At 26.4% G+C, this 25695-nt stretch carries 22 protein-coding genes, 1 tRNA gene and 1 riboswitch; of the genes, 18 read left to right on the forward strand and 5 right to left on the reverse strand.

Going from position 1 to position 25695, the window contains the following annotated elements:
- Window positions 1–383: 383 nt before the first annotated feature.
- From recD2 to prfB, 6 genes are all read left to right on the forward strand, one after another.
- Window positions 384–2603: an SF1B family DNA helicase RecD2 gene (gene recD2, locus RGC78_RS01245; RefSeq protein ID WP_309555853.1), complete on the forward strand. Its 2220-nt coding sequence runs from the start codon at window positions 384–386 to the stop codon at window positions 2601–2603.
- A gap of 34 nt (window positions 2604–2637) precedes the next feature.
- The gene (locus tag RGC78_RS01250) at window positions 2638–3651 is read left to right on the forward strand and encodes a hypothetical protein (RefSeq protein ID WP_309555854.1); all 1014 of its coding nucleotides are present in this window, start codon (window positions 2638–2640) and stop codon (window positions 3649–3651) included.
- Window positions 3627–4280, forward strand: a complete 654-nt coding sequence (locus tag RGC78_RS01255) for a ComF family protein (protein WP_252214400.1) — start codon at window positions 3627–3629, stop codon at window positions 4278–4280. Before RGC78_RS01250 ends, RGC78_RS01255 begins: the two co-directional genes overlap by 25 nt.
- Window positions 4281–4675: 395 nt before the next feature.
- Window positions 4676–5209, forward strand: coding sequence for a ribosome hibernation-promoting factor, HPF/YfiA family (gene hpf / locus RGC78_RS01260; protein ID WP_252214402.1), 534 nt, complete (start codon window positions 4676–4678; stop codon window positions 5207–5209).
- 277 nt (window positions 5210–5486) lie between these two features.
- Complete coding sequence (secA, locus tag RGC78_RS01265) at window positions 5487–7997, forward strand: preprotein translocase subunit SecA (RefSeq protein ID WP_252214404.1); 2511 nt, start codon at window positions 5487–5489, stop codon at window positions 7995–7997.
- A 209-nt stretch (window positions 7998–8206) separates the two neighbouring features.
- A protein-coding gene (gene prfB, locus RGC78_RS01270; protein WP_350339618.1) for a peptide chain release factor 2 occupies window positions 8207–9308 on the forward strand; the annotation gives its coding sequence in 2 pieces (ribosomal slippage) (window positions 8207–8284 and window positions 8286–9308; 1101 coding nt in all).
- Between the two features lie 113 nt (window positions 9309–9421).
- On the opposite strand, the gene RGC78_RS01275 is transcribed toward prfB, so the two are convergent.
- Window positions 9422–10804, reverse strand: coding sequence for a M28 family metallopeptidase (locus RGC78_RS01275; RefSeq protein ID WP_252214408.1), 1383 nt, complete (start codon window positions 10802–10804; stop codon window positions 9422–9424).
- 198 nt (window positions 10805–11002) lie between these two features.
- Here RGC78_RS01275 and RGC78_RS01280 point away from each other — a divergent pair, with 198 nt between their 5' ends.
- Window positions 11003–11347: a ribonuclease G gene (locus RGC78_RS01280; protein WP_252214410.1), complete on the forward strand. Its 345-nt coding sequence runs from the start codon at window positions 11003–11005 to the stop codon at window positions 11345–11347.
- 58 nt (window positions 11348–11405) lie between these two features.
- On the opposite strand, the gene RGC78_RS01285 is transcribed toward RGC78_RS01280, so the two are convergent.
- Window positions 11406–11738, reverse strand: coding sequence for a hypothetical protein (locus RGC78_RS01285; RefSeq protein WP_252214412.1), 333 nt, complete (start codon window positions 11736–11738; stop codon window positions 11406–11408).
- Window positions 11739–12074: 336 nt separating this feature from the next.
- Between RGC78_RS01285 and RGC78_RS01290 the strand changes: the two genes are divergently transcribed.
- The 5 genes from RGC78_RS01290 (at window position 12075) to RGC78_RS01310 (ending at window position 18543) form a co-directional block, all read left to right on the forward strand.
- Window positions 12075–14252, forward strand: coding sequence for a Tex family protein (locus tag RGC78_RS01290; protein WP_309555855.1), 2178 nt, complete (start codon window positions 12075–12077; stop codon window positions 14250–14252).
- Window positions 14253–14421: 169 nt separating this feature from the next.
- Window positions 14422–15378 carry a DMT family transporter gene (locus tag RGC78_RS01295; protein ID WP_252214416.1) on the forward strand — a complete coding sequence of 319 codons (957 nt, stop codon included), beginning with the start codon at window positions 14422–14424 and terminating at the stop codon, window positions 15376–15378.
- A 164-nt stretch (window positions 15379–15542) separates the two neighbouring features.
- Window positions 15543–16229: an early set domain-containing protein gene (locus tag RGC78_RS01300; protein ID WP_252214418.1), complete on the forward strand. Its 687-nt coding sequence runs from the start codon at window positions 15543–15545 to the stop codon at window positions 16227–16229.
- 24 nt (window positions 16230–16253) lie between these two features.
- Entirely contained in the window at window positions 16254–17327 is a 1074-nt protein-coding gene (locus RGC78_RS01305; RefSeq protein WP_252214420.1) for a hypothetical protein, read from the forward strand.
- Between the two features lie 235 nt (window positions 17328–17562).
- A riboswitch (FMN riboswitch) is annotated at window positions 17563–17680 on the forward strand.
- A 275-nt stretch (window positions 17681–17955) separates the two neighbouring features.
- Entirely contained in the window at window positions 17956–18543 is a 588-nt protein-coding gene (locus RGC78_RS01310) for an ECF transporter S component (protein ID WP_309555857.1), read from the forward strand.
- A gap of 36 nt (window positions 18544–18579) precedes the next feature.
- Here RGC78_RS01310 and rimI read toward each other — a convergent pair whose 3' ends face one another.
- From rimI to tsaE, 3 genes are read right to left on the reverse strand one after another with little or no spacing between them, the layout of a single operon-like run.
- Window positions 18580–19035 carry a ribosomal protein S18-alanine N-acetyltransferase gene (gene rimI / locus RGC78_RS01315; RefSeq protein WP_252214424.1) on the reverse strand — a complete coding sequence of 152 codons (456 nt, stop codon included), beginning with the start codon at window positions 19033–19035 and terminating at the stop codon, window positions 18580–18582.
- Window positions 19019–19735, reverse strand: coding sequence for a tRNA (adenosine(37)-N6)-threonylcarbamoyltransferase complex dimerization subunit type 1 TsaB (gene tsaB, locus RGC78_RS01320; RefSeq protein WP_252224431.1), 717 nt, complete (start codon window positions 19733–19735; stop codon window positions 19019–19021). The genes rimI and tsaB overlap by 17 nt, the downstream gene beginning before the upstream one ends.
- Window positions 19732–20193: a tRNA (adenosine(37)-N6)-threonylcarbamoyltransferase complex ATPase subunit type 1 TsaE gene (gene tsaE, locus RGC78_RS01325; RefSeq protein ID WP_252214428.1), complete on the reverse strand. Its 462-nt coding sequence runs from the start codon at window positions 20191–20193 to the stop codon at window positions 19732–19734. The genes tsaB and tsaE overlap by 4 nt, the downstream gene beginning before the upstream one ends.
- 329 nt (window positions 20194–20522) lie before the next feature.
- On the opposite strand from tsaE, the gene RGC78_RS01330 reads away from it, so the two are divergent.
- From RGC78_RS01330 to fabV, 6 genes are all read left to right on the forward strand, one after another.
- Window positions 20523–21389, forward strand: coding sequence for a metal ABC transporter substrate-binding protein (locus RGC78_RS01330; RefSeq protein WP_252224437.1), 867 nt, complete (start codon window positions 20523–20525; stop codon window positions 21387–21389).
- A gap of 50 nt (window positions 21390–21439) precedes the next feature.
- A tRNA-Trp gene (locus RGC78_RS01335) sits at window positions 21440–21514 on the forward strand.
- A 361-nt stretch (window positions 21515–21875) separates the two neighbouring features.
- Complete coding sequence (locus tag RGC78_RS01340; protein ID WP_309555860.1) at window positions 21876–22919, forward strand: DUF4238 domain-containing protein; 1044 nt, start codon at window positions 21876–21878, stop codon at window positions 22917–22919.
- Between the two features lie 486 nt (window positions 22920–23405).
- Window positions 23406–23732: an inorganic pyrophosphatase gene (locus RGC78_RS01345; RefSeq protein ID WP_309555862.1), complete on the forward strand. Its 327-nt coding sequence runs from the start codon at window positions 23406–23408 to the stop codon at window positions 23730–23732.
- Between the two features lie 190 nt (window positions 23733–23922).
- Entirely contained in the window at window positions 23923–24342 is a 420-nt protein-coding gene (locus tag RGC78_RS01350) for a MerR family transcriptional regulator (RefSeq protein WP_309555863.1), read from the forward strand.
- An 80-nt stretch (window positions 24343–24422) separates the two neighbouring features.
- The gene (gene fabV / locus RGC78_RS01355) at window positions 24423–25619 is read left to right on the forward strand and encodes an enoyl-ACP reductase FabV (protein WP_309555864.1); all 1197 of its coding nucleotides are present in this window, start codon (window positions 24423–24425) and stop codon (window positions 25617–25619) included.
- Window positions 25620–25695 lie beyond the last annotated feature (76 nt).

The following is a 25695-nucleotide window of genomic DNA, read 5'->3' on the forward strand; positions in this document are numbered from 1 at the left end:
TTTAAAATAATGTGTTTTAAAGGTATTATGAGTACCCCTAAAGAATAAAAAATAATCATATGCCGCACCATTATTCCTGCACTGTGTTTGGAAAGGGCGCATGGCTAAAAAAATCGACAGCTCCAAAGTCGCCTTAGCGATTTTGTTCTTATATTTTAGCAAAGTGGTGATATATTCATAAGTAAAGCTATATCGAATTTTAAAAAGATTCTTATTAAAACAACATATTATTTTTAAAGATCATGTCGATAATATAAACAGTATGTATTTAAATTTTTATAAATTTATTATTCATAGTATAATATTATAAACATTATTTTTAATAAAGATTAGATTAATAGAGTTTATAAAATAAATTTATTTTGATGATTTGGAGAGATTATATGGAAGTCATAGATGGCTTTGTTGAAAACATCGTATTTAAAAGTGAAGAAACTGGATATGTAGTTTGTAAAATAAGAACTGCTAAAAACTTAATAAGTGCAGTTGGGACTATTCCATTTATAAAAGAGGGACAAAATGTAAAAATAAAAGGACATTGGACTGTGCACAAGCAGTTTGGACAGCAATTCCAAATAGCTGAATTTGAAGAGGTATTGCCAGATTCATTAGATGGAATAGAGAAATATTTAAGTGCAGGAATAATACATGGAATAGGTCCTGTTACAGCTAAAAAGATAATTGATAAGTTTGGTGAAGAAACTTTAGATATACTAGAAAATCATATAGAAAGATTAATGGAAATAGAAGGTATAGGAAAAAAGAAGTTCATGATAATATATGAATCTTATATGGAACAGAATGGATTAAAGGAAGTTATACTACATTTCCATAAGTATGGGTTAAGTAATAATCAATGTATGAAAATATATAAAAAATTTGGACCATCATCTAACCAAATAGTTTCAGAAAATCCTTATATATTATCTGAAGAGATAGTTGGAATTGGATTTAAAACGGCAGATAGAATTGCTATGAATCTTGGTATAAGTGATAATTCAGAGTTTAGAATAAAAAGTGGTATAAAGCATGCTTTAAATCAGTTTTGTTTATTAGGGAATACATATATGCCAAAAGAAAAATTAATAGAAGATTGTGAAAAACTTTTATCCATTGAAAGAATATTAATAGAGGAGAATGTATACTCAATAGCTGCTTCCAAAAATATAATATTAGAAAAATTGGGAGAAGAAGAAGCTGTATATTTGCTCCCTTACTATTATTGTGAGTTAGGAGTTACGAATAAAATAATTACTTTAGGTATGCAAACAATACAAACTATTAATTCGGACTTGGATTTTGAAATAAATGTATTAGAAAAGGAATATAATATAAAGTTTGCTACATCTCAAAGAGAAGCTATACTTGGAGCTTTTAATAATGGGATTGAAATAATAACAGGTGGTCCTGGTACAGGAAAAACCACTATAATTAAATGTATAATTGATATATATGAAAAAAACGGCATGGATGTAATATTAGGTGCACCAACTGGAAGAGCTGCAAAAAGAATGACAGAATCAACAGGTCGTGAAGCAAAGACTATACACAGATTATTAGAAATAGGTGTATCAGAAGATGATTCTGTTTTTGGAAAAAGTGAATCATCTCCATTAGATACTGATGTCATAATTATAGATGAAGCTTCCATGATAGACATAATGCTTATGCATAATTTATTAAAAGCTGTTAATTTAGGTACTAGATTAATAATTGTTGGTGATGTTGATCAATTACCATCAGTGGGAGCTGGGAATGTATTAAAAGATTTAATAGAAAGTGACTATATTAAAGTTGTAAGGCTAAATGAAATATTTAGGCAAGAAACTGAAAGTTTAATAACAACTAATGCTCATAGAATAAATCAAGGTGAGGCACCTATATTAAATCAAAAGAATAAAGATTTTTTCTTTATTGGTGAAGAAAACTTAAACAAAACAGTTAATGTTATCATAGATTTAATAAATAGGAGACTTCCAAGTTTTAATAAGCAATGGGATAAGTTTAGAGATATGCAAGTTTTAAGTCCTATGAGAAAGGGAGTACTTGGAGTAAATAATTTAAATATAAATCTTCAAAAGGTATTTAATCCACCATCAAAAGATAAGAAAGAAAAGAAGATAAAAGAAATTATTTTTAGAGAAGGTGATAAAGTAATGCAAACTAAAAATAATTATTCTTTAAAATGGACTAGAATTAAAGGTGAGGGAGAATATGAAGGTGTTGGAGTATTTAATGGGGATTTAGGTTTTATACAAAGCATAGATGAAGAAAATAAAAGCTTTACTATAACATTCGATGATGAACGAAAAGTTATATATGACTTTATGTATTTAGATGAATTAGACCTAGCATATGCTACTACAATACATAAAAGTCAAGGTAGTGAATTTAAAGTTGTAATAATTCCCGTATTTATGGGAAGTCCTTTTTTGATGAATAGAAATCTTTTATATACTGGTATAACTAGAGCAAAAGAACTTGTTGTAGTTGTAGGTGTGAAAAGAGCTTTAATTTACATGGTTGGAAATACGAATATCATGGAGCGGTATTCTGGATTAAAATATAGAATTAAAGATATACTGACTAATGCAATAGAGTAGCATAATATTATAATTTATAAAAGGAGATTTTTAGATGGGCAAATATAATCAGCTTGATTATGAAGAATTGAATTATGCAATAGATAAAATAGCTCATTGGTATAAAAAGAACATAAAATTTTTAAATATAATTACAGTGCCTTTTAATACATCATATATATTTTCAGATATAATAAATGAAATTTCGATGCAAGGCGGAAAGATACTGTATATTTGGGGAAATAATAGAGAAAATAGAGAATTATTAACTCTATTAAGAGAAGTTAACTTAGAGATAACTTATTCGTATATTGAATGTGGTAAAGGCATTACTAATTTAACATTTGTAAATGAAAGAAATTTAGGTCTTATTAGAGGAAAATACGATTTAATTATATTTGATGATATAGGATATTTTTCAAATATTGATAATTTAAATCTAAGAAATAAAATGGATATTTGTTCTATTTTAAGTAACAAAATAATATTTTATGGAATAGAGAAAATAAGTTTAAATGGAGAATTTATTGAATTATCACCATATAATTATGAAAAACCATTTGTTGAACCTAGAATTTTAACAACAAGAATAAACTTAAACACAGATATACCGTATAATTTATATGAATATCTTAAATGGTTTGTAAATATGAGAAAGAAAGTTGCTATTTATACTCCAGATAAGGAAAGATTAAATTCGGTTTATGAATATTTTGAAACACAATTAATAATGAAAGGTGTAAAAGTTATAAAGGTATCTGAAGAAGAGGAATTTAAAAGATGTGGTAGAGTATTAAAATATAAAGATAAGGCAATATTTATAATAACTGATAAAGTTAAGGAGTTGAGTGAATATTGTCTTGTTAATGATGCGGTTATCTTATTTGCAGATGATATTAGGTACACGTACAAGAAACTCATGTATTTATGTGGAAAAATAGGACAAATAAATAAGGAGTTACCTGAAGTGTTATTAGTATCTAATAATGTTTCAGAAGATATTGATAAAGCAAAAGAATTATCAAGAGAATTTAACAGAAAAATATGGGAAAAAAGATCAAAAAAATAATAAAAATTATATATGAAAGTGTAGTTTCAATAATATATCCAATTGAAAATTATTGTATATTATGTAATAGAAATGACTATACTGGAATATGTGATATTTGTAAGTCTAAAATTACATGTATTAAAAACAATGATAATGAGATAATAAGTTATGGGTATTATGGTGGAGTAATAAAAGAGCTTATACTTAAATTTAAGTATAAGAATAATTTTACAGCAGGGGATATCCTATCTGAATTTTTAGAAAAATATATTATCGATAATATAAATTATAAAGAATATATAATAACATATATACCTATGACTACTAAATCTCAAAAAAAGCGAGGTTTTAATCAATGTGAATATATTGCTAAAAAAATCGCTAGTTCGTTAAATATGGAATGTAAAAAAATATTAATTAAAGTAAAAGACACAAAAGAACAAAAAATGTTAAATAAAAATGAAAGAAAAGAAAATATTAGTGGTTCTTTTGATATAATAAAGAAAATTGATTTAAATGATAAAAAAATAATACTTATTGATGACGTTACAACTACTGGTTTTACAATAAGAGAAGGATATAAAGTATTAAAAAAATATGGAGCAAAAGAAATAAAACTATTGACCTTAGCGAAAAGTCATATATAATATTAATGTAAAGCTAGGTTTGTGGTTGAAAGTCGATGCTAGTCGCAGGCAAAACGATCCACTTAAGTTAGACAAAATGTCTAATGAGCATGGTGCGGTATAGAAGTGAGTCCTGCCATTCATGAAGAGTGAGAGGGTTAGTAGTGAGGAATTAACTTTTAGTAGCAAAAGCTCCAGCAGGCGAGTGTGGGGGCAAAAACCAGGTCAACTAGCTTTACTTTTTTTATATGTTCATAAGTAATATTTTGTAATAAAAAGAATAAAATAGAAACTAAGAATTTTCTGTAAATTCTGAATATTACTCTTGTTAACTAGGAAAAAAAGTAGTAAAATATAGTTAATAAATAAAATAAATTTTGTCTAAAAGGTTTTATACAGAGAGGGGCTGGATTTTTATGAAAGTAATAGTTATAGCAAAAAATATTGAGTTAACTAATGCATTGAGAGAAATGGTTGAAAAGAAAATTTCAAAGTTAGGAAAATATTTTAATTCTGATATAGAAGCCAAGGCTACTTTAAGCGTACAAAGAAATAGGCAAATAGTAGAAGTCATGATACCTTTTAATGGAGTCGTATTAAGAGGAGAAGAAGCTAATGAAGACATGTATAGAGCTATAGATTTAGTTGAGGAAAAGCTAGAAAGACAAATTAGAAAACAAAAAACTAAATTATCTAGAAAAAAGAATGGATCATTAAAGTTTGGAGAAATAGTAGATTTGTCTCCAGTTGCAGCTGATGAAGAAGAAGCCAAGCTAGTTAAAAGAAAGAGATTTGGTGTTAAACCTATGGATGTAGATGAAGCAATACTTCAAATGGAATTAGTAGGACATAATTTCTTTGTTTATCAAGATGTAGAAAGTAATAAAATAAATGTAATATATAAAAGAAAAGATGGCGATTATGGATTGTTAGATCCAGAATATAGATAAAACAAAAATTTGGAAATCCTCTAGTAATATGCTAGAGGATTTTTATTTTATGGTAAATTAAATGAAAAAAGCTAGATAAAATCTAGGTTTAAGGTAACTTTAATAAAAAACGTATATATAATCCACATTATTCTTATGCTGGAAATTGATATTAAACAAAAAATTGTAAATTTTATTGAAAATAATTGATAGAGAATGTTATAATGATAGAATGTACGATTTGCAAGAAAGTAAATTACTTTTATTGACAAAATATGTAGTTTGAAAGGATGACATTATGGGATTATTAAGTGCCGTATTTGGAACATATAGTGAAAGAGAAGTAAAGAGAATTAGACCTATTGTCAGCAAAATAAATGAATTAGACGAAGCTATGCAAAAACTTTCAGATGATGAATTAAAAGCAAAGACTGTAGAGTTTAAAGAAAGACTTAACAATGGTGAAGCAATAGATGATATTTTACCAGAAGCATTTGCAGTAGTTAGAGAAGCGTCTAAAAGAGTATTAAATATGAAACATTATGATGAGCAACTTATTGGAGGAGTTGTTTTACATCAAGGTAGAATAGCTGAAATGAAGACCGGAGAAGGTAAAACATTAGTAGCAACTTTACCAGCATATTTAAACGGATTAACAGGCAAGGGTGTTCATATAATAACAGTTAATGATTATCTTGCAAAAAGAGATGCTGAACAAATGGGAGAATTATATGGCTTTTTGGGATTGACAACGGGTGTTATTGTTCATGAATTAACTAATGAACAAAGAAGAGAAGCATATAACTCAGATATAACTTATGGAACAAATAATGAATTTGGTTTTGATTATTTAAGAGATAATATGGTTATATACAAAGAAGAAAGAGTTCAAAGAAAATTGAACTTTACTATAGTAGATGAAGTTGACTCAATATTAATTGATGAAGCTAGAACTCCACTTATAATTTCTGGTCAAGGAGAAAAATCTACAGAATTTTACAAAGTAGCAGATTATTTTGTTAAAACATTAGTAAAAGAAAAAGATTATACAATAGATGAAAAAGCTAATGCAGTAATGTTAACTGATGAAGGATTCCATAAAGCAGAACAAACTTTTAAAGTAGAAAATTATGCAGATGCTGAAAATGTAGAATTACAACATTATGTTACTCAAGCATTGAAAGCTAACTATGCAATGAGAAGAGATAAAGATTACATGGTTAAAGATGGAGAAGTAATAATTGTTGATGAATTTACAGGAAGACTTATGGAAGGAAGACGATATTCGGATGGTCTTCACCAAGCAATAGAAGCTAAAGAAAATGTTAAGATTGCAAGAGAATCTAAGACATTAGCGACTATTACGTTCCAAAATTACTTCAGAATGTATGAAAAATTATCAGGAATGACAGGTACAGCATTAACAGAAGAAAATGAATTTAGAGAAATTTATGGATTAGATGTTATTGTTGTTCCAACTCATAAACCAGTTGTTAGAATAGATAATCCGGATTTAGTATTTAAAAGTGAAAAAGGAAAGATCATGGCTGTTGTTGATGAGATAGCAAAGGCGCATGAAGTAGGTCAACCAGTACTAGTTGGTACTGTAAGTATTGAAAAATCAGAATTGATTTCAAGTATGCTTAAGAAAAAAGGCGTTCCACATCAAGTTTTAAATGCAAAATTCCATGAACAAGAAGCAGAAATAATAACTCATGCTGGAGAAAAAGGTATGGTTACTATAGCTACTAATATGGCTGGTAGAGGTACTGATATTAAGCTTGGAGATGGTGTTCTTGAAATTGGTGGACTTAAGATAATAGGTACTGAAAGACATGAATCAAGAAGAATAGATAACCAATTAAGAGGACGTTCTGGTAGACAAGGAGATAACGGTGAATCAACATTCTTTATTTCATTAGAAGATGATTTAATGAGAATTTTTGGATCAGAAAAAATTCAAGGTGTTGTTGAAAAACTTGGTCTTCAAGAAGATGAAGCAATAGAAAGTAAACTTGTTTCTAAGTCTATAGAAAATGCTCAAAAGAAAGTTGAAGGTAATAACTTTGATATAAGAAAAACATTATTAGGATATGATGATGTTATGAATAAACAAAGAGAAGTTATCTACAAACAAAGAGCAGAAGTTCTTGAGGGTGAAGATGTAAAAGAAGAAATATTACATATGTTAAGAGATGTAATATCAGATGCAGTTGATGCTCATATTAAAGAAGATGCTGAAGATTATAGAGAAAGCTTCTTATTCTTAATATCATACTTAAATGACATATGTATACCAACAAATGAAGTGAATTTACCTGCACTTGCAGATATGTCAAAGGAAGAAATAGTAGATCATTTATATGATGTTGCAGTTAAAAGCTACGAAGATAAAGAAGAAGAATTTACATCAGAAAGATTAAGAGAAATAGAAAGAGTTGTTCTTTTAAGATCTGTTGATACAAAATGGATGGATCATATTAATAATATGGATAACTTAAAACAAGGTATTGGACTTAGAGCATTCAAACAAGTAGATCCTGTTCAAGCGTATCAAATGGAAGGTAGCGCTATGTTTGAAGAAATGATAGATTCTATTAAGAAGGAAACTGTAAAGATGTTATTCCATGTTAAAGTGGAAAGAGCACCTGAAAGAGTAAGAGTTGCACAAGAAACAGATGCTGTGCATGGAGATAAACCATCAGCTCCAGTAGGACCAGTTAGAAATCTTAATAAATTTGGAAGAAATGATGTATGTCCATGCGGAAGTGGAAAGAAATTTAAAAATTGTTGTGGTAGAGAAGCTTAAAAATAAATATTAAAATATTTATAAAGATAGTATAATAAATTCCGTAGAAGTTTCATAGTAAAATAATATTATGAAATTTGCTACGGAGTTTTTTAAATAACAATATTATTTTTATCAACTGTTAACACATAAAACCTGTGGATAAGTAAATGTAATTGTTTATAAGTAATATGGTGTTATTAAAAATAAAAAATGAAGAGGTGAATATATTGATTATTGAATTAGAAAAAGAATTATTAAAACTTTCTAATATAAAAAAATCTATATTTGAAATGAGTGAATCTCTTTGACAAAGAATATTTGGAAAAACAATTAAGTGAATTGGAATTTCAAATGCAAGAAGATGGCTTTTGGAATGATACTAAAAGAGCAGAAGAGATAACTAAAGAGAGTAAAAGAATAAAAGACAAGATTCAAAGAGTAGAAAGTGTTCAATCTAAGCTTGATGATATTGAAGTTTTAAAAGAAATTATGGATGATGACGATGAAGAATCTGCATATGAAATAATTAATAATATAAAAGAGATTGAAGAAGAAATTGATAATTATAATATGGAAATTCTATTGTCAGGTGAATATGATAAGAATAATGCAATACTTACATTACACGTAGGTGTTGGAGGTACAGATGCAAATGATTGGACAGAAATGCTTCTTAGAATGTACACAAGATGGTGTGAAAAGAAGAATTATAAAGTTGAAATGATTGACTTACTTGAAGGTGATGAAGCAGGGATAAAGAGCGTTACTCTAAAAGTCATAGGAGAATATGCTTATGGATATCTTAAAGCTGAAAAAGGAATTCATAGATTAGTTAGAATATCACCTTTTAACGCTAATGGTAAAAGACAAACATCATTTGCTTCAATGGAAGTATTACCAGAGCTTACAAAAGAACAAGATATTGATATAAGGTCAGAAGATATTAAAATTGATACTTATAGGGCATCAGGGGCTGGAGGACAGCATATAAATAAAACTGACTCAGCAGTGAGAATAACACATCTTCCTACTGGTGTTGTAGTGCAATGTCAAAATGAAAGAAGTCAGTTTTCTAATAAAGATACAGCAATGGGAATGCTTAAAGCAAAGTTAATAGAATTAAAAGAAAGAGCTCATAAAGAAAAAATTGAAGATTTAACTGGAGAACTAAAAGATATGGGATGGGGAAGTCAAATACGTTCATATGTATTTCACCCATATAATTTAGTTAAAGACCATAGAACAAATGTAGAAGTTTCTAATGTTACTGCAGTTATGGATGGAGATTTGGATTTATTTATAAATTCATACTTAAAGAGCTTAAAATAAAAAAAGTTGAGGGTTAATGAAAAATTTTTAACTCTCAACTTTTTTGATTTATTCACTTAAAAATCTAGCATAGTTGATTTACAAAAAATATATAATAAGTAGAAAAACAAAATTTAAATTACACGAATTTTATTTTTATTAACGTATTGTTTTAATTTTTTCTTGATAGTGGGTAAAAAGAATATAAATAAGAATAAAGCAAATAAAAATAAAATAAAATTATGACTATAAAAGACTAATCTAAAATCATCATAAGCATAATTAGAAATTTCATCTTTAACAAGAGAATAAACATCATCAATTGCTTTGGTATCAATATACTCTACTTTATCATTTAGCGTATGAATTTTAGAGGTATCAGAATGACATAATGTAATAGAATCCATTCCCATATTAGTAAAACTTGCATGATCACTACAATCTTCAAATGTAATTTTATAATCGATATTTTTATTTGAACAGATTGTTTTTAATGAATTTAATAAATTTATATTAGCATCTTTATTACTTTTGCATACTGATCCACTCATTATAGAAATAGGGGTATTAGCAGCACCAATCATATCAAAATTAATAATTTCACTATTTTTTATAAGATTTTCATGATTTTGAGCAAAATTTGAAGATCCAAGTAATCCAAACTCTTCTCCAGTTAATGCTACAAAAATAATATCTCTTTTTGGTTTTATGAAACTTGATAAATTCTTAGATAACTCCATTAAAAAAGCTGTACCAGAAGCATTATCTAATGCACCGCCATAACAATTATTTAAATAATCTTGTCCTACATGATCGAAATGAGCAGTAATTACAAGTGGCGGTAAATTTTTAGACGTTCCATTTATTACTCCAACTACATTAGAGGTTGATTTTTCATGCTTAGAATAAGGAAGAGTAATTTTTATTATATTATTGCTTCTTAAAGAATCTAGTATATTGTTATATAACTCAGTAGTTATAGCAATTGAAAATTGATAATCAGATTTATCATTAAAGGAACTTCTAAAAGAAAAGTTGTTACATGAAGGTGTATAAAACAAATATATTTTTTCATCATGTTTTATTGTTAAAGAAGTAGGGAAAATGTTAAGAATATCTTCTTTATTAAAAGTAACTGAACTTTCATTAAAATTAAGCAAGTCCTCTTTATAATCAACACCATATTTGTAATCATATAAGATTTTATCATCATTTAATATTTTAAATGAGGGATTATTTCCATTCTTAAATGGTGTATTAACATAAAAACTTTCTTTATAATTTTCAGTTAATGGAACTAAACCAATATCTTTAAACCAATTTTCTATAAAATCAGCAGTTTTTTCATTTCCGCTTGAGCCTGTTAATCTACCTTCATATTCATCAGATGAAATTATTTTAATATTATTTTTAACGTTTGAAGAGTTAAAGTGATAATATGTAGTTTGAAGAAATATTGAAAATACTAGAGCTATAAATACTAATAATAAACTACTGTAATAAATAATCTTTTTCATTGTTAACCTCTCTTAAATTATTTCTCATAGTAGAGTTTATTAATAATTAATTAACAATATGAACTATATTTTTATATAAATATAAATGTAAAATAAAAAAGACACAATGTAAATAGTTACACAAAAAGAAATAATTGAAAAACAAAATCAAATAAGTTAAAATATGGTGTACATAATTTATAATTGGAGGCATTATTTATGGAGAATATTTCAAACAATCAAGTTCCACAAGAAGTGAAAAAGTGGAATTGGGGAGCATTTATGCTAAATATATTTTGGGGAATAGGTAATAATAGTTATCTTCCTCTTTTATGTTTAGTTCCTCTACTTAACATAGTATGGATATTTGTATGTGGAGCAAAAGGAAATGAATGGGCATGGAAAAAAGGAAGTTATTCAAGTGCTGAAGAATTTTTATTAGTTCAAAAAACTTGGAATAAAGCAGGACTAGCATACTTTGTGTTTACATTCGTAGTAATATTATTATACATATTTGTTTTTAGTGCATTAATAGCTGGATTATCATCTACAATGTATTATTAAAAACAACATAAAAAATATAAGCTATTCGTATTTTATGTGAATAGCTTATATTTTTTATTTATACTTTTTTATAAAACATGTCAATAATGCAATAAATAGATGTAAAAGCTAAGCAACTATAAATATACATATTTAATCCAGATTCCAATATAGAAATTATTCCACCAATAATTAAATTTAATATTATTACTATGTTAATAAACTTAAAAAGTTTGGAATTAGTAGTTAAGATTACATTTATAGCTGAAAATATAGTTAATATAAGAGTCAAAAAATAAAATATGTTTCTTAAATCTTCAGAGTAATCTATAACTTTTAACTTATTTAAAGATAGTACTAATATAAAAAATAATAATAAGAATGAAGTAACTTTATTAACAACTTTAATCATCTGCAGCACCTCTTATTACAAATATTTCCAATTATAATTATACAGTTAGCTTTACATAAGAGCAATAAAAATATAGGATATATTACATTTAATGTAAATTCAAAAAGCTAATTATTTAAAAGTTATGTTAACTTTTAAAATTAATATAGTGTTTAATTTTATGTTTTGGTTAATATATACATATAATATTGCTATTAATGTAAATAAGTTTATAATATTAGTAGTCACTTAGATATTTTATAAAGTTTATTTATTTAGAAGTATGTTAATACTTTAATATAAACAGTTAATTATAAAACAGAGTGGATAATTTAATATAGTCATTAGGAGGAAAGCATGAAATCTATAGAAGAAAGATTAGCAGCAGAATTGAATTTAGGATTAACTCAAATTAACAATGTAGTAAGTCTTTTAGATGATGGAAATACAGTTCCGTTTATATCAAGATATAGAAAAGAAGCAACAGGAGGTCTTTCTGATGAAGTGTTAAGAAAGTTATCAGAAAGACTTACTTATTTAAGAAATCTAGATGAAAGAAAAGATGACATTAAAAGATTGATTAATGAGCAAGGAAAATTAAATACTGAAATAGAAAATGCATTAGAAAAAGCAACAACATTAACAGAAGTTGAAGATATATATAGACCATATAAACCTAAAAAGAAGACTAAAGCTACAATAGCTGTAGCAAAAGGATTAAAACCATTTGCAGAATTAATACAAGACGGAGTTTTTAAAGGAAATTTAAATGAAGAAGCATCTAAATACATTAATGACGAAAAAGGTGTATTAAAGGCAGAAGAAGCTGTTCAAGGAGCATTAGATATAATTGCAGAAAATATATCTGATGAGGCTAAATTTAGAAAACATATAAGAGAATTAATTATAAAAGAAGGTTTTATAGAATCAAAAGGTGATTCAAAAGATACTACTCCTTATGAAATGTATTATGATTATAAGGAAGAAGTTAAAAAGATACCTCCACATAGAATATTAGCTATTAATAGAGGAGAAAAAGAAAAAGTATTAAGTGTAAAAATTACAGTTAATGAAGATAAAATAATAAGATATTTAGAAAATAATATTTTAACTGGAAATGAAGTTTTAGATGAAAAATTAAAACTTTCTATAAATGATTCTTTAAAAAGATTAATATACCCATCAATAGAAAGAGAAATAAGAAATGAATTAACTAATATTGGTGAAGAAGGTGCTATAAATATATTTAAAGAAAATTTAAAAGCATTATTATTACAAGCACCTATAAAGGGTAAAGTTGTAATGGGGTTTGATCCGGGATTTAGAACAGGATGTAAGATTGCAATATTAGATGAAACAGGTAAGTTCTTAGAGAATACAGCGGTATATCCTACGCTACCTAAGAGAGATATTGCTGGAACTAAAAAAACATTAAAAGAATTAATTTACAAGCATGATGTAGATGTTATATCTCTTGGAAATGGTACAGCTTCAAGAGAATCAGAAGAAGTCATAGCTGAAATGATAAAAGAGATAAAAGAAGAAAAAGGAAAAGAAGTATCATATGTAATTGTATCTGAGGCAGGGGCATCAGTTTATTCAGCATCAGAGCTTGCAACTAAGGAATATCCTAATTTAGATGTTACTGTAAGAGGAGCTATATCAATAGGTAGAAGACTTCAAGATCCACTTGCAGAACTAGTAAAGATTGATCCAAAGGCTATAGGTGTAGGTCAATATCAACATGATGTTACTCCTAAAAAATTAGAACAATCATTAGCTGGTGTGGTTGAAGATTCTGTTAATACTGTTGGCGTGGATTTAAATATAGCAACACCATCTTTATTAACATATATATCAGGAATAAATTCTACTATTGCACAAAACATTGTAGCCTATAGAGAAGAACTAGGACAATTTAAATCAAGAAAAGAATTACTAAAAGTAAAGAGGTTAGGTCAGAAGGCATATGAGCAATGTGCAGGATTTTTAAGAGTTTCTGAAAGTAAAGAATACCTTGATAATACGTCTGTGCATCCAGAGTCATATAATGTTGCAAAGAAGTTAATTGAAATATTAGGATATAATAAAGATGATTTAAAAAATAATAATTTAGATGATATAGATAAGAGAGCAGAACTAAATGGAATAAGTAAATTAAGTAATGACTTAGATATTGGAGAACTTACATTAAAAGATATAATAAAGGAATTAAAGAAGCCTGGTAGAGACCCTAGAGATGAAATGCCAACGCCTATATTAAAAACTGGAATAATAGAACTTAAAGATTTAAAGCCAGGAATGGTTTTAAATGGAACAGTAAGGAACGTATCTGATTTTGGAGCTTTTGTTGATATAGGAGTTCATCAAGATGGTTTGGTTCATAAAAGTCAAATGGCAAATAGGTTTGTAAAACATCCATTAGATATAGTAAAGGTTGGAGACATAGTAAAGGTTAGTATTTTAGAAGTGGATCCAAAAAGAAAGAGAATTTCTTTAAGCATGAAAGATGTAGAAGAAAAATTGAATGCTTAAAATAAAGAATTAAACTATTTTAAAATAGTATTAATATTATAAAAAGTTTATAATAGATAAGCTAATAAAAAGACTGTTTCAAAATAATTTTAGAGAAATATTATTTACGAAACAGTCTTTTATAATTAATTATTTGTTCACAATATAACTTAAATTGGGGGAGTTACGCATGGATAAGAAAAAAATTTATACTAATAGAAAAAATATAGTTATATTAGCAATTATATGCTGCATTTTATGGGGAAGTGCATATCCAGCCATAAAGGTTGGTTACCAGTTATTTAATATAGGATCAAATGATATATGTTCAAAATTAATATTTGCAGGGTATAGATTTGCTATTGCAGGTATTCTGGTATTATTGCTAGAAGTAATTAATAAAAAAAATATATTTAATTATTCATTAAGAGAATTTGGAGAAATGACTTTATTAGGTTCTACTCAAACAGCTCTTCAATACATATTTTTTTATATTGGATTATCTTATACAACAGGAGTAAGAGGATCTATAATAAATGGAACAGGGACATTTGCAAGTATAATATTAGCTCATATAATATACAAAAACGATAAATTAAATTTTAATAAAGTTATAGGATGTATTATAGGATTTGTTGGTGTAATTATTGTTAATTTAAATGGTAAAGCAATTACAGGACAAGCATTTTCTATGAGAGGAGAAGGTTCTCTTATGATAGCAGCAATAATCTTTGCTGCATCAGCAATATATGGTAAAAAAATTACTCAAAATAAAGATGCATCAATAGTTACTGGATATCAATTACTTATAGGTGGAATTCTATTAAGCATATTAGGGTTCTTATTTGGTGGATCTTTAAAAGGATTTACATTAAATTCAACATTGCTTTTAATATATATGGCATTATTATCATCAATAGCTTTTGCTGTTTGGACTCAATTATTAAAATTTAATAAGGTTGGAGTAATATCAGTTTTTAATTTCTTAGTACCTATATTTGGAACATTACTATCAGCTATATTTCTTAAAGAAAATATATTTGATATTAAAATTTTAATATCTTTAATACTAGTTTGTTCAGGAATTTTTTTAGTTTATAATGAAAAAGCCATTAAATTAACAAAGATAAATTCAGATAAAAAATAAAAATTACTATTAGTTAATCAGTATACTAATTTTAAGATATGAGAAGTTATGGAATATTAAAAATTACTTAATATATTTTTAAATTCCATAATTTTCTTGTTTTATAAATGAAAATAGTAAATATTCACAAAATAATAACGAAAATATTAGTAAAGGAGGTAGTTATGGAGATAATTTTTGAGTACGAAGGAAAAGGGAATTTAGAAGTTAATAGTGTGGCTGTTATAGGAAGCTTTAATAATTTTGATCATACAAAAGGGAATATGGTAAGAGAAGGAAGCAAATGGGTTTTAAAATGTGATCTTTTAGAAGGAGAGCATTATTACAAATTTCTTATAAATAATGAATTAAAACTTAATGATTCATCAGCAAATATATATTTACCAGATGATAATGAGGAGCTTTGGTCTGTAGTTATAATAAATGATAAAAATCAAAGAATGTATAACAATAATCAATATACTGTTCATGTTGATTCGTATAATGTGACTTGCAATATCAATGAAGAACAAAAATCAGCAAATAAAAAGAATTTTAATGTATTATTAGATAAAAAAGTTGTTACAAGATTGGGTTTCACTAATGTAACAGGATTGCATAGCATTACAACAGCATGGTTTACCCCGAAGGGAGAATTGTTTCAAGTAGTAGAAAATAATTTATTTGCTACAAAAGATAATGAAAAAGATCCAATATTAATGTGGTTTTGGATGGAATTAAATGATAGTCATAAAAATAACTGTGGAATTTGGACAATTAAATTATTTATTGATGGAGAATTTGTTTTAGAAGATCAAATCAAATTGTTAGAAAACACTTCTTATACGGCTCAAGGAAAAATGAATTACTAAATACTGAAAGTGAAGTGATTAAATATGATAAAAGCTATCAATATTAACACAAATTTTAATGAAAACATAAATAATATAAATCAAAAAAATAGTAAAGTTCAAAGTAAAAAAACTATATCTAGCAATGAAAATAATATGAACATTGATGAATACAAAGCATCAATTTTAAAAGATGCTTCTACAGAAAATGAAGTGTCTAAAGTAAAAAATACAACTAAAAGTTCACTTGGAAACTTTTTTGAAGGATTAACATCTACTGCAAATGCGGTAAAAAAGGCAGTAACATCAGTAGTTGATAATGTAAATAAAACAATTATATCTGTAAGTGAAAGCGTTAAAAATACTGTGAATTCAGTTTCTAAAAGTGTAATAGATGCTTCAAATGCAATCAATAAGACTATAATGAACGTTTCTAAATCAGTAACAAATACTATAAATAAAACATCATCACAAATAGCTAGTACGGTAAAACAAGTAACAACTACAGCATCGGAATTGAAAGAAGCTGCTTTAAATGTAAAAAATGCTGTTACTGATATGATTAGTGTTGGAAGTAAGACATTAGTATCTGTATCTTCTGATGTATTAGAAGTATCAGGTAAGATTGGAAGCACTGTAGTAGGAGTTAAAATGGCGACAAGTAATCCTAATGATAATATAATAAAAAAGACAGTAGCAACTTTTAACATTGTAAAAAATGGAGTCGATTCAATAAAAGAGCCTATTGGTAGAATTAAAAATACTCTAGTTAAAGGGTATGAAGACATGTCTAAGAGTTATGGTGAAGTAGTGAATAATCTTAACAAATTAAAGGACTCATTGGATATTGCAAAAGATATTCCTAATACAATAATTTCTACTAGTAAAGATGTTATATCAAATGTAAAGTTTGTAGCAAGTGAAATTAAAGACGGAAGTATTAATGTATTTAATACTTTAAAGAGTACTACAACTGAAGTTAAAAATACTGTTTTCAATGGAATTGAAGAAGTAAGTAATACTGTTAAAGAAAATTATGAAAGCTGTAAAAATGATGTTACAGAATCAGTAGATACAATAAAAAATAATAACAGTATGTTTTCTCCAGAATTAGCATAATTAATATTACATCTGTTTAAGTAAAGTGTTGATATATGCATAAGCAAAGTTGATTTAGTAATTGAATTTAGGAACAATGTTAATTTGCCTAGTGCATATATCAACATATATTTAAAGTATATACATATCATAAAAAATTTTAAAAAAGTAAATAATATATATACTGTTTAAAAATGTGTTGTAAAAATTATTTTAAGAATATATAATGAATGTATAGTAAAAAATAATTTAATACTTATATCTTCAGGGCAGGGTGTAAATCCCTACTGGCGGTAAAGCCCGCGAGCTAAATTTATAGCAGATTCGGTGTAACTCCGAAGCCAACAGTATAGTCTGGATGAAAGAAGGTAACCTATTAGGAATTAAGATAGTTTTATTCTTAATAATTTAGTATATGCCCTGATGTATTTATGCATCAGTTTTTTTGTTTTTTAGAGAGTTATGAAATGTAATTTTTAGCATACAATTTATATAAAAATGTGCTTTAAGAAAACATAAAATCTAAAGAATAAAAATATTAAATTTAAGAACAACTTAATTTGTAATTTAATCTTACAAAGAGTAGTAAAACGTTATCTTAAGACTTAATAAGCTACACCAGGGAGATAATCTTTTGGGAGGCGTAAAAATGAACAAAAACACAAACAAAACAATTAAAATTTCATTATTATCAGCATTAGCACTTATACTTATGTACCTTGAAATTCCTTATCCAGTATTTCCATGGCTTAAAATTGATTTAAGTGATGTGCCAGCATTATTAGGAGCATTTGGATTTGGACCATTGGCAGGTGTAACTATAGAATTAATTAAAAACATATTGATTCTTTTAATTAAAGGAAGTCAAAGTGGATTTGTTGGAGAATTTGCTAACTTTTTAGTTGGAGTATCTTTAATATTACCAGCAGGAATTCTTTATAAAAGAAATAAATCTAAAGAATCAGCTATTTTAGGAATGATTTTAGGTGGAGTTTGTATCGAAATTATAGGAATTATCTCAAATGTATATTTGCTTTTACCAGCATATGGTATGCAAATGAGCAGTGCAGAATTATTAAGATATGTTACTGTGGGTTTAGTACCTTTTAATGGAATAAAAGCTATATTGGTATGTACATTAACATATGTTTTATATAAAAAGGTGTCTGTATCTATATTTAAGGCAGAACCTAACTTTGGAAGTCCAGAAAAAAACTCAAAGACTATAACTGAATGATTAAATATATAAAAATAATTCGTAGGCTAAATTAGCTTACGAATTATTTTTTTCATCTATACGCCACATAATTATTGCATCTTCTTTATTATCTTGATAATAATTTTTCCTCACTCCTTGCTCTACAAATCCATATTTTTTGTATAATTCTTGAGCAGGAATATTGCTAGCTCTTACTTCTAAAGTATAAGCATTACAATTAGCACTTTTAGTTAATTTAACTAATTCACCTAATAAAGCAGAAGCAACATTTTTTCTTCTAAAATTAGGATGTACAGCTATATTTGTGATATGGGCTTCATCTATTATTATCCAAGCGCCTATAAAACCTATAACTTTATCATCACATTTCGCAACTATATAATTAGCAAGAGGATTTGCTAATTCTTGAATATATGATTCTTTACTCCAAGATGTAGGGAAACTTAATAAGCTAATTTCTAAAACATCATCAATATCAGTTTCAGTCATTAAACTAGTTGTTAGTTTCACTTTTTAATTTCATCCTTTTTTCATATTCCCTCTCAGCTTGAGGTTTTTTTAAATAAAATGGAGCAGAGTTAGAATCATCATATTCACCATTTTTTAGTTTTAGTAGTCCTAATTCACCCAATGAAGAAGCTCTAACTAAATTAAGATGATTTGGTGGAAAGAAACAATTATTACAATTTTCTAATAGGTATTCCTTTGTATTATTAAGTCCATCACCAATGAACATAACATTTTCTCCTTTTTCATTAAGCATATCAACTAGCTCATTTATATCAAGAGCAGAGTAATCCATTATTTGTTCTAACTTTCCGTTACAAGATTTATATAAGGCAGTATAAACATTGTTTCTTAATGCATCCATTACAGGACAGATTATACCGTTAAATGGAGCAATACTATATGCAAGTGCATCAAGACTAGAAATACTTACATAAGGTTTATTTCCTCCAAAGCTTAATCCTTTAATTGTAGCCATTCCAATTCTTAAACCTGTAAAAGAACCAGGACCTTTAGATACTACAAAGCCATCTATAGAATCAATATCTAAATTACAGTTTTCTAATAAATTTTCTACTAAAGTCATTAATATAGTAGAGTGCTCTTTTTTATTGTTTAAAGTTATTTCTCCTAGTAATTTATCATCTTGAAGTAAAGCAGCAGTTGCAACTTTTGAAGATGAATCTATACTTAGTATAATCATATTTTTAACTCCTTTATATATTCATATTTTTTGCCGTAAGGTGTTAATGTTATCTTTCTATAATTATCACCTTTTTCTAAATCTTTTTCTATATTTATATGAAGAAACTCATCAGGAAGAATATCTTCAATATAATTTGCCCATTCTATGATAGACACACTATCAGAAAAAATATAATCATCAAATCCAATTGCATATATTTCATCAGGATCATTTACTCTATATACATCAAAATGATTTAATTTTAATCTTCCGTCATCATATTCATTTACAATTGTAAATGTAGGGCTTGTAATATCATCTTTTATATCTAAACCAAGAGCAATGCCTTTAGTTATATGAGTTTTACCAGTACCTAAATCTCCTGTTAGACAAATTATATCTCCTGAATTAAGTAATTTTCCTATTTCTATACCTAAGTTAGTAGTTTCATTTATGCTATAAACATTAAATTCCATAAAAAGAACTCCTTTCACTAGCATTTAAACTTAATTTGCTTTTATATTAAAAATTATTGCCATCTTTTTATTTTATCTAATTTCAATTATAAAATCAAAGCTTATAATTTTACTTATAAAAATTAATCTATAATAATATTATATTTAAAGTTAGAATAATAGGGCAAATTAATTAATATAAGTTAAAAAAGTATACAAAAATATACATAATAAATTAAATTTAAATAAATTTTATAATAAAAATATATACATTTAACATATTTAGTTGATATAATATTACTAGAGTTTTATTTGGAAATAATTTATATATATTTTCGGAGGAGATCGATTTGAAAAAGATTACCTTTATTATGATTGTAATAACTCTTACATTTTCTATAGGTATGGGAGTATTTGCGAATCCGTTATTAGCTAATACTGAAAATAATCAAAAAGAAGATAGAGAGAAATATTTAAATATAATGACTGTTAATAAACCACAATATAAAATGGTAAAGAAAATTGTTAATAATAAACACAATGTTCAATACATGATGACAGAAGAAAGAGATATTAATGAATTTAAGTACAATAAAGAGATTATAGAAAATGTATCTAATATGGATCTTTTTATTTATTCTGGAACAAGTTTTGAACCTTGGGCAAATAGTTTTATAGATGAACTTAAAAAGGGTAGTATGGGAATAATTAATTTATCAAGAGGTATGAGGCTTCTAAATTATGGTGGAAATGAATCATCAAAAGAAAACCCTTATTACTTTGAAGGAATAGATTCATATAAGATAGCTTTATACAATATAAAAGCTGCTGTTCAAGATAGAGACCCTAAAAATAGAGATTATTATGAAGAAAACTATAATAATGCTATAAAAGAATTAAATGTTCAAATAGAACCCTATAGTGAAAAAATAAAAGGATTAAAAGATTATACATTCCTAGCTTTAAATGATAATTTTGATTATTTAACTAAAGACTTAGGATTACATGTAGTAAAATTAAACAATTATGAAATATCAGAGTTTATAAAAGTTAATAATTTAGATGAAAAGAAACTAGTTATATTAAAAGATGGTACAGAACAAACTAATATGGATTTATCGAAATACAAAGTGGTGAATTTATGGAAGTATTACGGAAATATGTCTTTTGATGAGCTAATATTATACAACATAAAAGTATTAACAGATTTATTGTAGAAAATAGTTGATTTTTTAATAATCATGTTATATAATAAATACTGTTGTGAAGGGGTATGGCTCAACGGTAGAGTAGTGGTCTCCAAAACCATTGGTTCTGGGTTCAAATCCTAGTGCCCCTGCCAGAAAAGGTCGTAGCACGTTGTGTTGCGGCTTTTATTTTTTTGTCTAAAAATAAATGCTGTAAAGCCAGTGATAGAGCCATCTGACAAGGTGGTTAATATTAACATGTACTAGCTAATACTTATTTGTGAGGGGCAATAAGGGGCAAAAAAAGGGGCAAAGTTGTACGAGCTAGATTTAAAATGTGCTGGAAATTTTAAATTCTTAAAAGATTTTATAGAATTTATTAAAATAAATATAGATATGAATAATTATACTATTTAGTCAACAGTGTTATTAAAGCTGTTGATTTTTTTATTATAACAATTATCAAAGGAATTTATAATTTATATATAGAACTATAAATTATGGAGATGATATAAAATGAGTACTGTAAAAAATCAGCATTATGTGCCCAAATTTTATTTGAGGAACTTCTCTAATAATAATAAAAACATAGGAATGTTTAGATATAAAGATAAAAGTTATATTCCCAATGCTTCTATAAAGAGTGTCGCATATAGCAAATTTTTATATGGAGAAGATGGTGAATTAGAGCATTTACTTAGTAAATTTGAAAGTCAATGGGCAGAAATCATGAGAAAAATTATAAAATTAAATTTTGAGTCTTTAATAGAATTAGACATATTAAAACTTTATGATTTTATATTAATTTCAAAATCAAGGACAAAAAAAGTCGCAGATGAAACTAATTTTGTTTTAAATTATTTGAAAGAATTAATACCAGAGGAAGGAATACATAATTCAAGTTGTAATATGGATAGAGTAGATTTTGAAGAATCTATGAAGATACCAAATTTAATACCAATAACAGCATCATTAGAAAATAACAAATATATGTTTGATTTGGATGCAATTATTTTAGAAAATAAAACAAACTATGATTTTATTACATCTGATTCACCAGTGATATTTTACAATCAACTTTATATTTGGCGTAATTATAAAATAAATTATGGACTAGTTGCAAGTGGTTTACAAATATTTATTCCTTTAAGTCCTAAAAAAGTTTTATGTTTTTATGATTCAGAAGTATATAAATGCTTAAATGAAAGTAATGGTGTAATAAATTTAATATCAAAAAAGCAAATTACTGAAATTAATAAATTAACAGTTTATAATTCATATGATCAATTATTTTTTAGCTGTAATTCTAAGGAAAATTATATAAGTGAATTAGCTAGATATAAGACTTTGGAGAATTTAGAAGAAGTAGTAACAAACTATAAAAATAATAAAGATAATGGAGAGTTAATAAAAATTGGTAAAGATAGTATTCATGAGAAAATTAAATTAGATTTTTTTCAGATAAATAATAAATATAAAACTATTAAATTACCAAATAATTGTGGTGGTTTAAGAAGAACGTATGTTAAAGCACTTGAGTTTTATAAGAAAACTATTTAAATATTGTAATATAAGTTTTAATACTATTAAGATTAATACATGTTAAAAGAGACCGTTATTTCTAAACGGTCTCCATCATTTCTGCTAAGCCATCTAATTTAGATGCTGCTTTTTCTTTTATATTATCTAGGACATGAGTATAGGTATTCATTGTAACTGCAATATTACTATGGCCCATAAGTTTTTGTACTGTTTTTTCTCTTTCTCCAAGTTTATCCTCTCCTTTTTATACCTTAATAGCAAGAGTACAACCAGTTTGCAATTTGTTAATAGCCATAATGTTTACCTCCGTTAATTTGATTTCATATAGGATATATGTGTTTGGAGGAGGAGTTACATGATAAAGGAGAAAATTTTTAAAAAATATTTTTGTAATATATAAAGTTGTAGTCACTAGTAAAATGTTCTTTAAAATTTATAAGGATGTATTTACAAAATATTATATAATTAACTAATAGATAAATAGTAATTTGTGGAGGGAATGTGATGAATAAAATCGTAAAAGTTATAATTGATAGACCGTTAGGCTCATATCATCCGAAGCATAAAGATATATATTATTCTGTTAATTATGGATATGTACCTAGTATTATAGCACCAGATGGTGAGGAACAAGATGCATATGTTCTGGGAATAAATGAACCTATAAAGGAGTTTATAGGTGAAGTAGCAGCAATAATCCATAGAAATGATGATGTTGAAGAAAAATGGGTAGTTGTTCCGCAAGGAATGAAAATAACAAAAGTAGAAATACAAGAACAAGTTCATTTTCAAGAGAAATATTTTGATAGTTTAATAGAAATGCTAATTTAAAATTGATTATTATAAATTGTAATTTCAGGGGTGAGGCAATTATTAATTTAGGAAGAAAAACAAAAGTTCTATGAATTTATGTGCAACACATTCTTAAAATGAGTAGAATTTAATTCTATAAATTTCAATTTTGAGGTGAGATTATGAACCTGTTTATAATATTCAATTTTTCGTTGAGGTAATTATTAATATGAATAAAGAAAAAATAAGATTTTATACTATTGGAGAATTGTCTAAAATACTACAAATAAATAGTGAGACAATTCGATACTATGAAAAAATAAATTTGATTCCTAAACCAATGAAATTTAAAAATGGATATAAAAAATATTCTGAAATTTATATATACAGATTAAAGTTAATAAAAAAATCCAAATCATTTGGATTTACATTAAAAGAAATATCAGATTTCTTCTCTATTAGTTTAAATGCTGAAGATGGAGCTATCGACTTAGCAGATGTTATAGCTAACAAACTTAATGATATAGAAGAAAAAATATTAAATCTTAATAAAAAAAAGGAATTATTAATAAAATTTGAAGATGAAATGAAAGAATTAAACTGTCCAGTATTAGAAAAAGTAATTAAAGAAAATAAAAAAAAGGCTTGAGGTTGTAGTATACTCCATCTGATAAAATATTATTATTGAATTAGAATTATACTAAAATAATATGATTGGAGGATATAATAATGATATTTAAAGCCGAATTGGTTAAAGGGATGGCAAAAACAGCTCATCCATATGGATGTAGGAAAGAAGTATTCAATCAGATAGAATATTGTAAGAATGCAAAACAATTTAATGGAGCAAAAAAAGTATTGATAATTGGGGCTTCATCAGGTTTTGGTCTTGCAACTAGAATTTCATTGGCTTTTGGGGGAACAAAAGCAGATACAATAGGAGTTTCTTTCGAAACTGGAATTACAAATAGAAGAACAGGAAGTGCAGGTTGGTATAATAATATATTTTTTAAAGAATTTGCAGAAAAGGAAGGGCTCATTGCTACAAATTTCATTGGTGATGCATTTTCTGATGAAATAAAAGAAATAGTAATCAATTATATAAAGAAGGAATTTGGAAAAATTGATTTGTTTGTCTATAGTGTAGCATCACCAAGAAGAAAAGACCCTAAAACAGGTAAAACTTATAATTCAACAATTAAAGCTACTGATGAAACATTTTATGGACCTACAATCGATATAGAAAAAGATGAGTTAGTTATGACAAAGATTAATTCTGCAACACAAGAAGAGATAGAAGCTACCCAGAAAGTTATGGGTGGGGAAGATTGGAATGAGTGGTGTAGGTTGCTTTTAGAAAATGACTGTATTGAAAAGAAAGCTATGACAATTGCTTATTCGTATATTGGTTCACAAAGAACTTATAAAATTTATAGAGGAGGTACAATAGGTACTGCTAAATGTCATCTTGAAAATACTGCTTTGAAAATTAATGAAGAGTGGAAGAAAAATATCGATGGAAAAGCATTTATATCTGTAAATAAGGCATTAGTCACAAAAGCAAGTGCATATATTCCAACATTTTCGTTATATGCAGCAGTATTATATAAAGTAATGAAAGAAAATGGTGTACATGAAAACTGTATTATGCAGATCCAAAGAATGTTTTCAGAAAAAATCTATTCAGGAACTACATTAAAGTTTGATGATTCAGGCAGGCTGAGGATGGATGATTTGGAACTAAGGGAAGATATACAAAATCAAGTAGATGATTTATGGAGAAAAATTACTCCTGAAAATTTTAAAATATTATCTGATTATGAAGGGTATAAAAGAGAATTTATGAAATTAAATGGATTTGAAATAGATGGAGTGAATTATGAAGAAAATATTGATATTGAAACATTGAAAACTTTAGAACAATAAACTAGTTTTAGATTATTGAAATAAATAGTAATTTGAATGAGGGGGAATTGGAGAGATATATGGTTATTAAAAAAAT

Origin of the sequence: Clostridium aquiflavi (assembly GCF_031344075.1) — a bacterium.
Classification (GTDB): Bacteria; Bacillota; Clostridia; order Clostridiales; family Clostridiaceae; genus Clostridium; species Clostridium aquiflavi.

Excerpts from the sequence above, each read along its gene's own strand:
- recD2 (WP_309555853.1), top strand. The coding sequence starts at position 384 with ATGGAAGTCATAGATGGCTTTGTTGAAAACATCGTATTTAAAAGTGAA.
- RGC78_RS01250 (WP_309555854.1), top strand. The coding sequence starts at position 2,638 with ATGGGCAAATATAATCAGCTTGATTATGAAGAATTGAATTATGCAATA.
- RGC78_RS01255 (WP_252214400.1), top strand. The coding sequence starts at position 3,627 with ATGGGAAAAAAGATCAAAAAAATAATAAAAATTATATATGAAAGTGTA.
- hpf (WP_252214402.1), top strand. The coding sequence starts at position 4,676 with ATGAAAGTAATAGTTATAGCAAAAAATATTGAGTTAACTAATGCATTG.
- secA (WP_252214404.1), top strand. The coding sequence starts at position 5,487 with ATGGGATTATTAAGTGCCGTATTTGGAACATATAGTGAAAGAGAAGTA.
- RGC78_RS01275 (WP_252214408.1), bottom strand. The coding sequence starts at position 10,804 with ATGAAAAAGATTATTTATTACAGTAGTTTATTATTAGTATTTATAGCT.
- RGC78_RS01280 (WP_252214410.1), top strand. The coding sequence starts at position 11,003 with ATGGAGAATATTTCAAACAATCAAGTTCCACAAGAAGTGAAAAAGTGG.
- RGC78_RS01285 (WP_252214412.1), bottom strand. The coding sequence starts at position 11,738 with ATGATTAAAGTTGTTAATAAAGTTACTTCATTCTTATTATTATTTTTT.
- RGC78_RS01290 (WP_309555855.1), top strand. The coding sequence starts at position 12,075 with ATGAAATCTATAGAAGAAAGATTAGCAGCAGAATTGAATTTAGGATTA.
- RGC78_RS01295 (WP_252214416.1), top strand. The coding sequence starts at position 14,422 with ATGGATAAGAAAAAAATTTATACTAATAGAAAAAATATAGTTATATTA.
- RGC78_RS01300 (WP_252214418.1), top strand. The coding sequence starts at position 15,543 with ATGGAGATAATTTTTGAGTACGAAGGAAAAGGGAATTTAGAAGTTAAT.
- RGC78_RS01305 (WP_252214420.1), top strand. The coding sequence starts at position 16,254 with ATGATAAAAGCTATCAATATTAACACAAATTTTAATGAAAACATAAAT.
- RGC78_RS01310 (WP_309555857.1), top strand. The coding sequence starts at position 17,956 with ATGAACAAAAACACAAACAAAACAATTAAAATTTCATTATTATCAGCA.
- tsaB (WP_252224431.1), bottom strand. The coding sequence starts at position 19,735 with ATGATTATACTAAGTATAGATTCATCTTCAAAAGTTGCAACTGCTGCT.
- tsaE (WP_252214428.1), bottom strand. The coding sequence starts at position 20,193 with ATGGAATTTAATGTTTATAGCATAAATGAAACTACTAACTTAGGTATA.
- RGC78_RS01340 (WP_309555860.1), top strand. The coding sequence starts at position 21,876 with ATGAGTACTGTAAAAAATCAGCATTATGTGCCCAAATTTTATTTGAGG.
- RGC78_RS01345 (WP_309555862.1), top strand. The coding sequence starts at position 23,406 with ATGAATAAAATCGTAAAAGTTATAATTGATAGACCGTTAGGCTCATAT.
- RGC78_RS01350 (WP_309555863.1), top strand. The coding sequence starts at position 23,923 with ATGAATAAAGAAAAAATAAGATTTTATACTATTGGAGAATTGTCTAAA.
- fabV (WP_309555864.1), top strand. The coding sequence starts at position 24,423 with ATGATATTTAAAGCCGAATTGGTTAAAGGGATGGCAAAAACAGCTCAT.